Source organism: Neobacillus sp. OS1-32 (assembly GCF_030915425.1).
GTDB lineage: Bacteria > Bacillota > Bacilli > Bacillales > Cytobacillaceae > Neobacillus > Neobacillus paridis.
On record NZ_CP133263.1, the window covers coordinates 874454 to 888991 of the forward strand.

The window sequence follows — 14538 nt, forward strand, 5'->3', positions numbered from 1 at the left end:
GGTAAAGATGTTTTTCGATCAATTAATAAATGGAATTGTCCTTGGCAGTATTTATGCCTTAATGGCAATTGGTTATACAATGGTTTGGAATGTGCTTCGTTTTATAAACTTTGCACATGGTGAGGTATATATGGGAGGGGCATTCGTGTCCCTTTATCTTTTATTATTGGACACTCCAATATGGTTAGCATACCTTGGCGGCGTTCTGGCGGGTGCTCTCTTGGGATATTTGATGGAAAAAGCAGTGTATATGAGGATGCGAAATGCCCCAAAATTAAATTTATTGATTGCCGCCATTGGGATATCTATCTTTCTACAAAATCTAGCTCAATATATTTGGGGGGCAACTCCGGAGAGATTAACATCGCCATTTCTCTATAAAAATATCCAAATAGGCGATATGATGATCAATCAACACTATATTTTTATCATCATCTTAACGATTCTTGTCATGATGGTTTTAGAGCTATTCATGAATAGGACAATTATGGGGAAAGCAGTTCAAGCCGCATCACAAAATATCAGTGCAACGCAATTAATGGGGATCAATGCCAATAAGGTGATTTCTGTAACCTTTGCCATTGGCTCTGCAGTCGGGGCACTTGCCGGGATTCTAGTAGGTCCGGTATTTTTGGTTTATCCTACCATGGGAATATTTGCTGGACTAAAGGGATTCACAGCCTCGGTTATGGGCGGCATGGGAAATATACCAGGTGCCATGGTTGCTGGACTGCTGCTGGGAATAATTGAAAGTTTTGCAGCTGGCTTTATTTCCTCCGGCTATCGTGATGCAGTGGCAATGGTTATCCTGTTATTTATCTTGTTAGTCCGTCCCCAGGGTATTTTTGGGAAAATTGTCCAACAAAAGGTTTAAAGGAGGAAGAGGGATGGAACAAACGAAAAAATCATATTTTCAAAAAATCATACTCATTATCGTTGGAATCGCCTTATTTCTCCTACCGTTTGCAATCACAAATCCATACATTATGTACATTATTAATCTTATATTAATTTACGCCCTGCTTGCTTTAGGCCTGGATTTAATTGTTGGCTATACCGGTCAAGTGTCAGTCGGTCATGGGGCATTTTTTGGAATTGGTGCCTATACAGCAGCGATCGTTGCTAAAAAAGTAGGCTTATCATTTTGGTTAACACTTCCATTTTCGATTGTTATCACGGCCGCTATTGGATTTATCATTGGATTTATTGGGTTAAAGTTAATCGAGGAATATCTTGTTATGGCTACCCTTGCTTTTGGGACAATCATTTGGCTTATTTTTCTCAACTGGACAGATTTAACGGGCGGCCCGATGGGGATAGCAGGAATTCCAGCACCGCCAACCATTAAGCTGGGGGGATTTGAATTCCCGTTTCTTCAATATCATGATTATTATCCTCTGCTATTGATTTTTGTGTATCTCGGAATTTTGATTACTAGGCTTTTGATTAAGTCGGGTTTTGGTCGCGCCTGTACCGCGATTCGTGATGATGAATTAGCTGCCCAAGCTATGGGAATCCCCGTATTTAAGACGAAAGTGACGATGTTTACGATTTCTGCTACGTTTTGTGGTGCAGCGGGGGCATTATATGCTCATTTTCTGCATGTTGTCAGTCCCGAAACCTTTACTTTTAGTATGTCTGTCACGATTTTAACGATGGTGATGATCGGCGGACAAGGCTCCATCGCAGGTGCCATTATTGGAGCATCCATTCTGACGATTTCCTCGGAAGCATTACGGGAAACACCAGAACTAAGAATGTTAATCTACGGATTTTTGATAGTCATTATGATCATGTTTTTCCCTAAAGGGATCATGGGATTAATCCAAATAATAAAGAGACGTTTCCTTCAAAGAAGTATACTGATTGAGAAATCATCAGTCGAGAAAGAGGGGCTAGGCTATGAGTAATGAAAAGGGATACGATACAGCCATTTTAACTGTCGAGCGTCTTTCTAAGGCTTTCGGGGGTGTAAAGGCCGTGAATAATTTATCATTTTCCGTTACCCAGAATGCGATACATGCCATAATTGGCCCAAATGGTGCAGGGAAAAGTACATTGTTCAACCTGATTACAGGCGTAATAGCTCCCGACGAAGGGAAAATAAAATTATTTAATCATGACATCACTTCTTTACGACCGGATAAAATTGCTCAGTATGGTGTTTCTAGGACGTTCCAAAATATTCGTCTATTTCCAGATATGACAGTGTTTGAAACCGTTTTAATTGGAACCTACTTATTAACAGGCGGAAAACTTCTGCCAGCATTATTTCGTTCCAATGAATTTCGGAAGAGGGAACGTCAGGCAAAGGACCGAATTAAAGAAATTTTGCAGTTTGTCGGGTTGTGGGATATGCGAAATGAATATGCCGCAAAATTATCCTATGGGAATCAAAGAAGGGTGGAAATAGCTCGAGCTTTAGCAACAAATCCACGTTTATTACTGCTTGATGAGCCTACAGCAGGGATGAATCAGAAAGAAACGAAGGAGTTGATGCAGTTATTTTCACAGGTGAATCAACAGGGGATTACCATTTTAATTATCGCTCATGATATGCACTTAGTGAATACATTGTCGAACCAAATCACAGTTATCAATTTTGGCGAAAAATTGGTTGAAGGGCCTCCAGAAGTGATTCAAAACCATCCAGCAGTAGTTGAAGCATATATGGGGAGGGCTGAAGCCAATGCTTAGAGTACAAAATATAAGTACATATTATGGGCAAATATGTGCTTTAGACAATGTTAGTTTAAAGATAGAGGAGAATGAAGCCGTTTCGGTAATAGGTGCGAATGGCGCGGGAAAAAGTACGCTATTGAAAACGATCATTGGGGAACTGCGGCCCAAAAGTGGAGACATTCTACTAAATGGGCAGTCGATCATTTATGAAAAAACTTTTAAGCTTGTGAGTCGTGGTATGACACTTGTTCCTGAAGGCAGGCATGTATTTCCATTACTTTCTGTTTGGGATAATCTAATCTTAGGCGGCTATACGTTACCTGCAAAAGAGCGGCAACAAAGAGCTGAAGAAGTTACCGAGCCTTTTCCTATTCTTAGGGATCGAAAAAATCAATTAGCGGGATTACTTTCGGGTGGGGAACAGCAAATGCTGGCTATTGCCCGTGCGATGATGACGGCCCCAAAACTATTATTGCTTGATGAACCGTCCATGGGTTTATCGCCGAAACTAGTTCTAGAAGTCTATGATAAAATCACCGAGTTGCATAAGCAGGGGACGACGATTCTGTTAGTAGATCAAAATGCGGAGATGGCTATTGATTTTTGCAGCAGGGGATATGTATTAATGGCAGGCCGATTAGCTGGTGAAGGAACAAAAGAAGAGCTGAAGCAAAGCGAGATTGTACAACGATCTTATTTAGGCTAATCTAAGGTAAGGTTATTTTTAAAACTTGACAATTTTCTGAATATATTTTAAATTACATTTAAGGTATATAAAAGGATTTATTCTTTAAATAACAATAATCTAATTTATGGGGAGGATATTGAAAATGTCAATCCATGGTGAAACGAAAAAAGTAGAGATTCAGAGATTTCGTAAGTTTAAAACGGAGCAGTTTTATCCAAAACATTTAGGGAAGCCGGAACATCATATTGCAAATGAATTTTGCATGGCTGTCCGCGCAGGAAATCGGGTTTTCTTAAGAGGTCAAACCGGATTTGATCTGAATGGTAACTTCCATGGAATTGGCGATGCAGCAGCCCAAGCCGAGGTGGCTTGTACTTGTGTAAAGCAATTACTGGAAGAGGCCGGGGCTTCAGTAAAAGATATTTGCAAAATTACCGTTTATTTATTGCATCGGGAAGATCGTAGCAAAGTATATCCTGTCATTGCTAAGCATTTTAAAGATGTTTATCCATGCAGCACAGGGTTGATCGTAAACGGCTTGGCGATGCCGGAAATGTTAATGGAGATTGATGTAGAAGCGGTTATTAGTGAATAGGGATTAGATTTATTACAGTTAATTATTACTATTTGCATGGTGCATAAATATTTTTTATTGCTTAAGGAGGGTTTTTCATGACATTTTCGGTTGCGGGACGTTGTGCCACAACAGGGGAATTCGGGGCAATTGTTACCTCTAGCAGTCCATCTGTTGGTGCAAGATGCCCATGGGCGAAATCAGGGGTTGGTGCTATCTTAACCCAAAATGTAACAGATTCAAGGTTGGCAACCATTGGCTTTTCAGTGTTAGAAAACGGTTTTGATGCCGAGTCGGCAATTCGCTCAATGAAGGGGGCTTCACCTTATCCGGAATATCGGCAGCTGGCAGTGGTTGATGCAAAAGGTAACTCAGCTGCATTTACCGGTAGTAAAGCATTAGGTGTGCATGGAGAGTTTTGCAATAAAAATGTTGCCAGTATCGGCAATCTTTTAAGTGATCCAACCATTCCTGAAGCTATGGGGAGGGTATTTTTACAATTGGAAGGCCAGCCTTTAGCAGAAAGATTAATCTCGGCAATCGAAAAAGGGTTTCAAATGGGTGGAGAACTTGACCAAGAGCATTCAATCGGGCTTTTAGTCTATAGAGATCAGACTTTTCCATATGTTGACTTAAGAATAGATTATAGTGAACAGCCACTTGAGGATTTAAAGAAACTTTGGCAAATATACGAACCCCAGGCAAATGACTACGAAGCTAGAGCCGTGTACCCTGAAGCAGCCCCTTCCTACGGGGTGAAGGGTGACGAATAAAAGTTGGGAGCCTTTCATATCGAATGTGAGGAGGAAGTGAATGAAAAAGGAAAACAATCATAACGTGGATAAATTACCATCGGTTTGGGTTGCATTAATTCCTATTGTTTTTATGGGTGTATCACTTGCCTTTGGAATTGGTGTTTATGGAGCTGATCCACATGTGCCGCTTTTGCTTAGTACGGTTGTCGCGGTATTAGTTGCTTTAAAACTGGGCCATTCATTTCATTCTATTGAAGAGCAGATTACGAAAACAATTAGTGTTTCGATTAAGGCATTACTTATTTTAGTTATTATTGGGGCGTTTATTGGTTCCTGGGTGGCGGCAGGAATTGTTCCTTCTATGATTTATTACGGAATTGGGATATTGTCACCAACCTATTATTTGTTAACCGCATGTATCATTTCAGTATTTGTGAGCATGGCGGGGAATGCGTGGTTTGCTGCCGGGACAATTGGTGTTGCCTTAATGGGTATCGGCCAGGGATTAGGAATACCATTGCCAATGGTTGCCGGTGCAGTCGTTTCAGGTGTGTATTTCGGCGATAAAATGAGTCCGCTATCAGATGTGACAAACTTTACCTCAGCAGTAGTCGGAATCGACCTTTTTGATCATATCCGAAATCTTATGAATACAACATTACCGACACTCATTATTTCACTTCTTTTGTATACCTTTATTGGCTTTAAATTTCACAGCGATGGGGCAAATTTATCACAGGCTGCGGAAATTCAGAAAATTCTTTCAGACAACTTTGTCATTTCACCTCTGTTATTAATTCCACTCCTAATCATTGTTTTAATTTTTGTGCTAAAAATTCCCGCTATTCCTGGATTATCAATCGGAGTCATCATTGGAGCATTAATTGCCGTATTCGTTCAGCAAGCACCACTAGGTGATATGCTTTCGATTATGAACAATGGATTTACAATTGAAACCGGGAATGAAGTGACAGATGAACTATTAAATCAGGGTGGAATCCAGAGCATGATGTATACGGTTTCACTAATTCTCATTGCGTTATCATTTGGTGCTACCCTTGAAAAGGCAAGAATATTGGAGGCCATTCTTGGTGCGTTACTTAATAGAGTAAAACGAACAGGCAGCTTAATCTCAGCAACTGCTGGTACTTGTATTGCGTCAAATGTTGTTGGCTGTGATCAGTTTATGTCTGTGGTCATACCAGGAAGAATGTATTTGAATGAATATAAGAAACGTGGGTTTCATCCAAAATTATTAGGCCGTACATTGGAGGATTGTGGAACAGTCACAGCCTGCCTGCTTCCATGGACGACCTGTGGGATTTTCATGTACTCAGTGCTGGGAGTTTCCGCACTTGAATATGCTCCATACGCCTTTTTCTGCTATTTAAGTACATTTGTGGCCATCACATATGGATATTTTAATTTTAGGATTAACCGGTTATCTCCGGAGGAACAGGCAGAGATGGGGATTGTAATCGATGGGGCAAAAGAATCCAGCGTACCAACTTCATAGGTATTTAGAAACATATTATCAAGACTGCATCCAGATGGCTGAAATATTTCATTCATATTTTAATTAGGAGGTTTTAAAGAATGGCAAACCCACAAACATTATCACAAATTCAAGAATTAATTGAGATCGATAAGAAGTATTACTTACACCCGACAACGGTACCTAAGCAATTTTTAGAAAAAGGTCCAAAAATTATTTTTCAAGAAGGGAAAGGAATTAGGGTAACGGATGTAAAGGGTGATACGTACATTGATGGCGTTTCCATGCTATGGAATGTCAACCTAGGTCACGGAAATCAGGAGCTGGCACAAGCAGCCTATAATCAAATGAGCACAATTGCATATAGTTCTTCATTCTATAGTTATTCCAATCCGAATGCAGTCCGTTTGGCTGAGAAGGTTGTTTCCATTGCCCCTGGCGATTTAAGCGCCATTTTCTATACATCCGGCGGCTCTGAATCCAATGATACAGCCTTCAAATTGGCCAGATTCTACTGGAATTTGAAGGGGCGGCCCACGAAGAAGAAAATTATCTCGATTACCCGCAGCTATCATGGAGCTACTGTATCTGCTGGTACGGCTACTGGAATCGATGCCTTCCATAGCTTTGCAGGTTCAAAGGATAGCGATATTTTACATGCACGTGGCCATGTTACTAACTGCGAGCTAGGTGATAAAACTGATCCAAACTATGAAGGCTGTATCCGTGACACGATTGAAAAGGTAGGTGCGGAAAATATTGCTGCGGTCATTTTAGAGCCAGTTCAAGGTGCCGGCGGGGTTCATGTTTCTCCAGATGGTTACTTAAAGGCTGTAAGAGACCTGTGTACAGCAAATGATGTTTTATTAATTGCTGATGAAGTCATTTGTGGTTTTGGTCGTACCGGTAAATGGTTTGGCGTTGAAAATTGGGACGTTGTACCTGATATCATGAGTGTGGCAAAGGGAATCACCAGCGGTTATGCCCAATTAGGCGGAGTATTAGTTAACAAGGAAATCAGAGATACCGTCGTAGAATACGATCAAATCCTTGGACATGGATTCACGTACAGTGGTCACCCAACTGCCTGTGCTGTAGCTTTGAAAAACTTGGAAATTATCGAACGTGATCATTTTGTTGAAAACGCCAAAAATATGGAACAGGTTCTGAAAAAAGGCTTTGACTATTTAAGTGATAAACATAAACATTTTGCTAAACCAAGAGCTGTTGGACTGCTGGCTGGTTTTGATTTGCAAGCCGATCCTGATACTGACACACCTTTTGAACAATCGATTCGGGCCGCAGCATTTGTTGTTGAGCATTGCTTTACCAATAAATTAATCTTAAGAGCGGCTGATTTTGAAGAAGGAAAGAATATTGTTGCGATTGCACCGCCTCTTATTATTAATAAAGAAGAAGTAGAAGAGATTATTAGTATTGTAGATGATGCACTAACTGCATTTGAAAAAACACTTTAATCCCAATAGGGCATGTCAGAGATAATATCCGTTTGTCTCTGACATGTTTATTTTTTAGTTAAGGAGTGAGTTTAATTGGTGAATCAAGTTCAAGAATTAAGCAATAGGGTGATTGAGTTTTTAAAAGGGACAAAAAAGCTTTATATAAATGGGAAGTTTGTGGAATCTGTCTCTTTAAAAATGTTCGACACTTATAATCCGGCAACTGGAGAAGTTTTGGCAAGCGTTTATGAGGCAGGTGTTGAGGATATTAATCAAGCCGTAAAGGCGGCGAAGGATGCGTTCGAAAAAGGACGATGGTCAACAATGCGGCCTGCTGACAGAGGGCATCTTATATATAAATTGGCAGACCTGATTGAAGAACACAAAGAAGAGTTGGCCCAATTGGACAGTCTGGATAATGGGAAGCCAATCAACGAGACGCGTGCAGTCGACCTTCCCGGAACTATTGAGCAATTTCGTTATTTCGCCGGCTGGGCTACAAAGAATATGGGACAAACGATTCCTGTATCTGATTCATTCTTAAATTACACACGCCACGAACCTGTTGGCGTAGTTGGACAAATTATTCCGTTTAATTATCCAATCAATATGCTTTCCTGGAAAGTTGCTCCTGCACTTGCGGCTGGTTGTACCATCGTGTTGAAGCCAGCAGAACAGACGCCGTTATCAGCTATTTATTTTGCTGAACTGGTTGAAAAAGCTGGCTTCCCAGCTGGTGTTGTAAATATTGTACCTGGTTTTGGTGAAATTGCCGGTAATGCGCTAGTGGAACACCCGAATGTCGATAAAATTTCGTTTACCGGATCTACAAAGGTTGGTAAAAAAATTATGAAAAAAGCGGCTGACACGATGAAACGCCTGACCCTTGAACTGGGGGAGAAATCACCGAATATTATTCTGCCAGATGCAGATTTAGAAAAGGCAATCCCCGGAGTTTTTAACGGTATCATGTTTAATCAAGGGGAGGTTTGCAGCGCCGGTTCCCGTGTTTATGTACATCGGAGCCAATACGATGAGGTTGTGGCAGGAATGGTGGAGCTGGCGAGACAGGTGAAGCTTGGCAATGGGTTGGATGAAGAAACAACAATGGGACCGCTCGTGTCAAAAAAACAGCAGGAACGTGTTTCTGAATTTATCAATATAGGAGTAAAAGAAGGGGCAAAAATTGCATTCGGAGGTGGAAAATCGGATACAGGATACTTCATAGAACCGACAATTTTTGTTGATGTTGAAGAGAATATGAACATCGCCAGGGAAGAAATTTTTGGTCCGGTTGTTGTGGTGATGGCGTACGATTCAGTGGAAGAAGCGGTAGAACGTGCCAATAACTCTCCATACGGGTTAGGAGCAGGTATCTGGACGGAAAATGTAAAAACGGCTCATAAAGTGGCGAATCAAATCAAATCGGGCAGTGTCTGGATCAATTGTTATGACGCTATTGACCCGGCCTCCCCATTTGGTGGTTATAAACAATCAGGCTTTGGCAGAGACTTAAGCGCCTACGCACTTGAAAGTTATACAGAAGTCAAGAGTATATGGGTTAATTTGGAATAATGGCATCACATAGGCACCATGTGATTTTTCACTTGGTGCCTTTTTCAATGCAGCGGGGAATGCTAAAATAATGGAATCAAGGCAGAAGGAGTAGTCACCTCATGAATAAAGTGGAAATTATTGCGCGAAGAATACTAGGTTGGAAATTAAATAGATGGGACCGCTGGTTTGATTATGAAAAAGGAGAATTTATTTCCGTTTCAGATTTTCAACCGGAGCAAAATCTCGACCACGCACTGCGGATTGTGGCGAGAATGAAGGAACTAGGGTTTACCTATACAACAGATGGCCGAACGACGGCATGCTTTGGGGATGTTTGCGAGACGGGCGAGACTTTGGCGGAAGCCATTACTAATGCCGCTTTTTCGATTGCCGATAATAGCTCGGTTCCTGATGAGTGGTTGTGAATATTTTCTGAGCGATCACATCTATTCAGCACAAACAGAAGACGACTTGTCAACCAGGGAGGGAGTTAGAGAGTTAGAACCAACCGTGGCTGAAAGATTTTACAAACGATATCACCAGCTTCAGCCGCTCCCAGTTTTGGAAATTGCTAATGACCAAGAATACATAACAGCTGTTGATGAATATTTACGACAACATCATCTCGATACCTCAAAAGATCCGCTGCTGGAGATTCTTGGAGTCGAGCAGGCGCGAGCTGTATTGAAACAGTATGATGATAAGTTTGGCAAACTCTCATGGACGGAGTGGGATTACGGAGTGGTCGCCCTATCGGCTTTGTTGGCAATACTCGTAGATTTTTTCATTGTCAGAATTCCCTGGGATATGAATTTCAAGGGCCAGGAATATAAAGGAAGCCCAGTGACAAAATTTTTAAATAAACAAAGTGACATGATTATGGGAAAAGCTCCATCGGCCGGTAGTAATGGAAGAAGCGGTCGGCGGCCGAATCAGTTTGATGAGACGAAGGACAATGGCTTCTATCAATGGCTTCGGGAAATGCAAAAGAAACTTGAGGAATATGCCAAGGTCCCTTATGATATCAGCCATAATGATAAAGGGAAGGGAATAAACATTGATGGATTAAGACCGAGTCTCCACCGATTGATGAGTCCAGGGCATGACCCGATCCTTGGTTTTGTCTTCGGGGTCATCGATATTTTGCGGGGAACGATGACAACGATTGACAAAAATGGTGTTTTCCATATGTTGAAAACGGGCGATGGCAGCGGGAACGTTTTGGAGGCGATTTTGCAGGTGTTTGCCCATACGTTATCGGATATTCCCACTTCTTCTGGTGTTCAGCCGCCTTTTTTTACAATGTTACAGAGCATCAAGAAGGAATCACCATTTACTCTCAAAGAAAACGGCGAACAGGTTACATACCCACATTTAGCGCGGTTTATGTATTCTAATGGCTATGATTTGCGCCATTTTGCGACGATGAGTCTCGTCCCGGCAACGGTTGAGATTGTGATTCGTTTATATTACAATATCGCGAATTTTGATTTTTTATTTGTGAAAAACATGAGCACAGCACATAAAGGCAAGCTTTCCTCGATGCTGACACTGGCTCACAGCTTGACAATGGGTGGTAACATTGTGAAGCTGTGGAGCTATGGCTGGAATCCGCTTGCTTTCAATTGGGCGGAATTACTGGCATTGTTGAGCTCGTTTATTACTTTTTTGAAAAAACAAAAGAAACGGCAGCACGAAATCGACGCGTACTTACTGGAAAGCTGGGAAACCTTGTACAAGCAGACTCGATAAAAGTAAAATTCGCCTAAAAACGGGTCAGTAGCTCCATTCAGCCAACGGAAATTATGAATTTTTTGTGTGCATATACAAAATGTGAAAGTGCTAACATTTCCTTTTCTTAACTGACGTTATAATAAGCTTGTTCCAATAAGAGATATAAAGGGAGGAAAGAAAATGAAGGCACACAGGATGAAAAGAGCAATAGCTGCAGTTGCCAGTACGGCCTTATTAGTTGGAGGCTTTGCATTTCCTGCGAGCGCTTGTACATCGGTTTTTGCCGGAAAAAAGGCGACCGCAGATGGCTCTGTCTTGGTTGCGCGCAATGAGGATGTATCAAGCGCATGGTCAAAACATGTCAAGGTATTCCCTCGAAAAACGCACAAAAAGGGAGAAAAACAAAAATTTGTCACGGGTTTAACGGTCACGCAACCATCAGTTTCTTACAAATATATTGCGGTACCAGACTGGGATCCTTCAGAAGGGCCTTTCGAGGAAGCAGGAATTAATGAATACGGCGTTGCGGTTTCGGCTACAAATAGTGCGTACGCCAATGAAAAAGCAGAAAAAGCCGATCCATTTATTGCGAAAGGTGTGACTGAATCGGTCATTCCGTCATTGATTTTACCACGTGTAAAAACAGCCCGTGACGGTGCCAAATTACTTGGTCAGTACATTGAAAAATATGGTTCTGCCGAAGCCAACGGACTGGCCATTGCCGATAAAAATGAAATCTGGTATTTTGAAGTGGCCACAGGCCATCAATGGGTGGCTGAAAGAGTGCCTGACACTAAATATCTCATTGTGGCCAATGGATTAAGAATTGATAATTACAATCAAAACGATACGAAAAACTTCATGGGATCGAAAACAGTTATTTCTTACGCGGTTGGAAAAGGTCTAATTACCAACTATAGTAAAGATAAACCATTTGACTTTGCCGGAACTTATGGAGAAGTTGGCCAAAAATACAATTCCCGCAGAGAATGGTGGGGAGAAAGAACCTTTACTCCGTCGATTACGCAAAATGCTGAATTACAACGTTATCCATTATTTATGACGCCAGATAAGAAAATTACGCCAAAACAAGTCATGAAATTTTTGGGATCTCACTATGAAGGGACTCCGTATGATCCATCTACCCCAACTGGTAAAGATGAACGGGCTGTAGGTGTTGACCGGACAGTGGAATCTCATGTGATTCAATTGAGAGCGAATAAAATTAACAATGTGATGTGGCTTAGCTTAGCTAATCCGGAATACAGTGTTTATTTGCCATTTTATGCAGCAATTCTGGACACTCCTACTGCTTATAAGCATGGCAACAACATTTTTAGCACTGATTCAGCTTACTGGGCTTTCCGAGCTCCTGCAGCTTTAGCCGCAACAGACCCTGCTAATCTTGGTGTTGGCGTGAAAAACTATTGGGGCAAATACGAAGATAAATTATTGGCCAAACAGCCTTCAGTTGAAAAAGAAGCTTTGAACTTATATAAAAAGGATCCGAAAAAAGCGATTGATTATTTAAATAAATATAGTAATAAAACAGCTGAAGATGCCTACTCAAAATCTAAAACCCTACGAAATGAATTAATTACGAAGATTGCCAGTCATTCAAAAGGTGTCTTCAATCCAGATCTATAAAATAAAATTGGCAAGTGCTAAAAGCGCTTGCCAATTTTTGGTGAATAACAACACCAGTGCCAGGCACCATGTGAAAACATGGTGCCTGGCACTTTTTAAAAAGGGAAAAGCAAGTGCTAAAGAATGGTGCGCAAATTGACAAGCTTTTTTGGCAGCAGGACGCATGACGGTGTATACTAGGGGAGACATCATTTTTTTACATAGGTGGAGGAAAAACGGCATGGAATATACAACAAAGGCAATATTTTTAGATATGGATGGTACGATTTTAAACCATCAAAATAGAGTAAGTGTTCGTACGAAAGAGATCATTGATAAACTAAGGGAAAAAGGAATACTAGTCTTTATTGCGACTGGAAGAGCATATGAAGAAATTGAAGGATTGGTTCCACCTGGTTTTCAAGTAGATGGGGTTGTGGCTTCAAACGGAATGGCCGGTTACGTTGGCGAGAAAATCGTTTTTAAACATACCCTGCCGCTTAATCTCGTTGAAAAAGTGGTTCAAATGGCGGAAGAACATAAAGTGTACTATGAACTTTTTCCATACGGAGCCCCTCGCATTGCCCTAAAACAGGATCAAGCATTTATGGAAGCTGAGATTGAGGATCCGAAGCCGGAAAGCGTCGGGATTAATGAATGGCTTGAGCGAAAGAAAGCAATTACAGAAGGAATTGACTGGAAGGACGATATTACAGGAAAGGAATTCTCCAAATTTTACTTTTTTGCTCGAACAAAAGATCATATTAATAGCTGGAAAAAAGAACTGGAGCAATTGCAAAAAGAAATCGAATTTACGATGTCAGTATCATCAGAGCACAATGCTGAGGTGATGGTAGCGAACGTAGATAAAGCAACAGGGGTTCAACAGATGTTAAAACACTTTGGTTTATCTATTAATGATGCGTTGGCTATTGGTGATAGTGACAATGATTTGCCAATGCTGAAGCTGGTCCATCAAGCAGTTGCGATGAAAAATGCAACAGACCGGGTGAAAAAAATTACCGATGAAGTGACGAATTTCACTTGCGACGAAGACGGAGTTTACTATTACTTGAAGGAGAAATTCTTGGTTTAATTAATTATGCTGCAACATGTATCTTAGCTAATAGGATGGGCAAAAAAAGGATACGAGAATCTTGTGATTCTGTATCCTTTTTTGGGGATTTCATCGTAAGGACGTGGCAGACTTTTCAGAGGTTCTATGTAATTTTAAAAAAATTATCGGTTTACTTCTGTATGCTGATATCCGTTTTGGGTGGCATATACTTCATACCATTGATATGTCGGGGCTTTGAACCACTCGTATTTCGGCAAATATACTAAATATCTGACATTGCCATCAATGTCGACCATCGATTTAAAAATCTTAAAGGCGCCAATGCCGAACGTTTGCTCCAAGTATCCTTCCATTCCACCTTTGACGGTATTTTTTGCCTCTTCTTTTTCTAACTTATATTGCTCGATCAGCCCTTCAAAGAACATACTGAATAAAACAAGATTAATAGCAATGAGAACAAATACCAATATTTTAAGCATGATCTTACCTCCTCCTTTAAAAAACTTTTGAGGATCTTCCCCCTGAGGTTAATTGATTTAAAAACGACTCAATAAGTCCCCGCGAAGGCCTCTTCCTTACTGATAAATTGTACCTTCGATGATTAAGCGAAGGTGTGATGAAAATTACAGGATCGATTGAGGGACGAAATTGTAAAAAAATATTCAAATTTAATAAAACCTACAGTTTGAATATTAAAAAGCTTTAAACTAGTTTGTGTGGCAATCGCCGCAGGGTTTTCCGGTCACGGTTTTAAATTTAGCAGTGCGGTGGGCGAAGCTTTATGCAACCTAATTATTTCTGGAAAAAATGATGTCGATATTTCGCAGTTTTCCATTAAGCGTTTTGAAAAAAACTAAAGTCGCAATTTGTTTAAAACTGATGGCTTAAA

14 protein-coding genes and 1 pseudogene are annotated in these 14538 nt (G+C 40.8%); 14 read left to right on the forward strand and 1 reads right to left on the reverse strand.

Annotation, left to right across the window (positions count from 1 at the left end; all coding sequences use genetic code 11):
- Nucleotides 1–7: 7 nt before the first annotated feature.
- The 13 genes from RCG24_RS04585 to RCG24_RS04645 all read left to right on the forward strand — a co-directional run bounded on the left by RCG24_RS04585 (nucleotide 8) and on the right by RCG24_RS04645 (nucleotide 13667).
- Entirely contained in the window at nucleotides 8–874 is an 867-nt protein-coding gene (locus tag RCG24_RS04585; RefSeq protein ID WP_308078407.1) for a branched-chain amino acid ABC transporter permease, read from the forward strand.
- 13 nt (nucleotides 875–887) lie between these two features.
- On the forward strand, nucleotides 888–1910 hold the full coding sequence (locus tag RCG24_RS04590; RefSeq protein WP_308078408.1) for a branched-chain amino acid ABC transporter permease: 1023 nt from the start codon (nucleotides 888–890) through the stop codon (nucleotides 1908–1910).
- Nucleotides 1903–2697, forward strand: a complete 795-nt coding sequence (locus tag RCG24_RS04595; protein WP_308078409.1) for an ABC transporter ATP-binding protein — start codon at nucleotides 1903–1905, stop codon at nucleotides 2695–2697. The genes RCG24_RS04590 and RCG24_RS04595 overlap by 8 nt, the downstream gene beginning before the upstream one ends.
- Nucleotides 2690–3388: an ABC transporter ATP-binding protein gene (locus tag RCG24_RS04600; RefSeq protein ID WP_308078410.1), complete on the forward strand. Its 699-nt coding sequence runs from the start codon at nucleotides 2690–2692 to the stop codon at nucleotides 3386–3388. The genes RCG24_RS04595 and RCG24_RS04600 overlap by 8 nt, the downstream gene beginning before the upstream one ends.
- A 124-nt stretch (nucleotides 3389–3512) precedes the next feature.
- Nucleotides 3513–3965 (forward strand): RidA family protein, encoded by a 453-nt coding sequence (locus tag RCG24_RS04605; protein WP_308078411.1) that lies wholly within the window; start codon nucleotides 3513–3515, stop codon nucleotides 3963–3965.
- Nucleotides 3966–4042: 77 nt separating this feature from the next.
- Nucleotides 4043–4717, forward strand: coding sequence for a DUF1028 domain-containing protein (locus RCG24_RS04610; RefSeq protein WP_308078412.1), 675 nt, complete (start codon nucleotides 4043–4045; stop codon nucleotides 4715–4717).
- 40 nt (nucleotides 4718–4757) lie between these two features.
- Entirely contained in the window at nucleotides 4758–6215 is a 1458-nt protein-coding gene (gene nhaC, locus RCG24_RS04615) for a Na+/H+ antiporter NhaC (RefSeq protein ID WP_202651583.1), read from the forward strand.
- An 80-nt stretch (nucleotides 6216–6295) separates the two neighbouring features.
- The gene (locus RCG24_RS04620) at nucleotides 6296–7672 is read left to right on the forward strand and encodes an aminotransferase family protein (RefSeq protein ID WP_308078413.1); all 1377 of its coding nucleotides are present in this window, start codon (nucleotides 6296–6298) and stop codon (nucleotides 7670–7672) included.
- Nucleotides 7673–7747: 75 nt separating this feature from the next.
- Nucleotides 7748–9229 (forward strand): aldehyde dehydrogenase family protein, encoded by a 1482-nt coding sequence (locus RCG24_RS04625; RefSeq protein WP_374049123.1) that lies wholly within the window; start codon nucleotides 7748–7750, stop codon nucleotides 9227–9229.
- 101 nt (nucleotides 9230–9330) lie between these two features.
- Nucleotides 9331–9636, forward strand: a complete 306-nt coding sequence (locus RCG24_RS04630) for a BC1872 family protein (protein ID WP_308078414.1) — start codon at nucleotides 9331–9333, stop codon at nucleotides 9634–9636.
- Nucleotides 9623–10963 (forward strand): hypothetical protein, encoded by a 1341-nt coding sequence (locus RCG24_RS04635; protein WP_308078415.1) that lies wholly within the window; start codon nucleotides 9623–9625, stop codon nucleotides 10961–10963. Before RCG24_RS04630 ends, RCG24_RS04635 begins: the two co-directional genes overlap by 14 nt.
- Before the next feature lie 162 nt (nucleotides 10964–11125).
- Nucleotides 11126–12592, forward strand: a complete 1467-nt coding sequence (locus RCG24_RS04640) for a C69 family dipeptidase (RefSeq protein ID WP_308078416.1) — start codon at nucleotides 11126–11128, stop codon at nucleotides 12590–12592.
- Between the two features lie 220 nt (nucleotides 12593–12812).
- On the forward strand, nucleotides 12813–13667 hold the full coding sequence (locus tag RCG24_RS04645; RefSeq protein ID WP_202651571.1) for an HAD family hydrolase: 855 nt from the start codon (nucleotides 12813–12815) through the stop codon (nucleotides 13665–13667).
- A 143-nt stretch (nucleotides 13668–13810) separates the two neighbouring features.
- On the opposite strand, the gene RCG24_RS04650 is transcribed toward RCG24_RS04645, so the two are convergent.
- Complete coding sequence (locus tag RCG24_RS04650; RefSeq protein WP_202651569.1) at nucleotides 13811–14128, reverse strand: hypothetical protein; 318 nt, start codon at nucleotides 14126–14128, stop codon at nucleotides 13811–13813.
- A 237-nt stretch (nucleotides 14129–14365) separates the two neighbouring features.
- Here RCG24_RS04650 and RCG24_RS04655 point away from each other — a divergent pair.
- Nucleotides 14366–14506: pseudogene (locus RCG24_RS04655) on the forward strand (N-methyl-L-tryptophan oxidase); the annotation flags it as partial.
- Between the last annotated feature and the right edge of the window lie 32 nt (nucleotides 14507–14538).

Coding starts and splice junctions, on each gene's coding strand:
- RCG24_RS04585 (WP_308078407.1), top strand. CDS start 8: ATGTTTTTCGATCAATTAATAAATGGAATTGTCCTTGGCAGTATTTAT.
- RCG24_RS04590 (WP_308078408.1), top strand. CDS start 888: ATGGAACAAACGAAAAAATCATATTTTCAAAAAATCATACTCATTATC.
- RCG24_RS04595 (WP_308078409.1), top strand. CDS start 1,903: ATGAGTAATGAAAAGGGATACGATACAGCCATTTTAACTGTCGAGCGT.
- RCG24_RS04600 (WP_308078410.1), top strand. CDS start 2,690: ATGCTTAGAGTACAAAATATAAGTACATATTATGGGCAAATATGTGCT.
- RCG24_RS04605 (WP_308078411.1), top strand. CDS start 3,513: ATGTCAATCCATGGTGAAACGAAAAAAGTAGAGATTCAGAGATTTCGT.
- RCG24_RS04610 (WP_308078412.1), top strand. CDS start 4,043: ATGACATTTTCGGTTGCGGGACGTTGTGCCACAACAGGGGAATTCGGG.
- nhaC (WP_202651583.1), top strand. CDS start 4,758: ATGAAAAAGGAAAACAATCATAACGTGGATAAATTACCATCGGTTTGG.
- RCG24_RS04620 (WP_308078413.1), top strand. CDS start 6,296: ATGGCAAACCCACAAACATTATCACAAATTCAAGAATTAATTGAGATC.
- RCG24_RS04630 (WP_308078414.1), top strand. CDS start 9,331: ATGAATAAAGTGGAAATTATTGCGCGAAGAATACTAGGTTGGAAATTA.
- RCG24_RS04635 (WP_308078415.1), top strand. CDS start 9,623: ATGAGTGGTTGTGAATATTTTCTGAGCGATCACATCTATTCAGCACAA.
- RCG24_RS04640 (WP_308078416.1), top strand. CDS start 11,126: ATGAAGGCACACAGGATGAAAAGAGCAATAGCTGCAGTTGCCAGTACG.
- RCG24_RS04645 (WP_202651571.1), top strand. CDS start 12,813: ATGGAATATACAACAAAGGCAATATTTTTAGATATGGATGGTACGATT.
- RCG24_RS04650 (WP_202651569.1), bottom strand. CDS start 14,128: ATGCTTAAAATATTGGTATTTGTTCTCATTGCTATTAATCTTGTTTTA.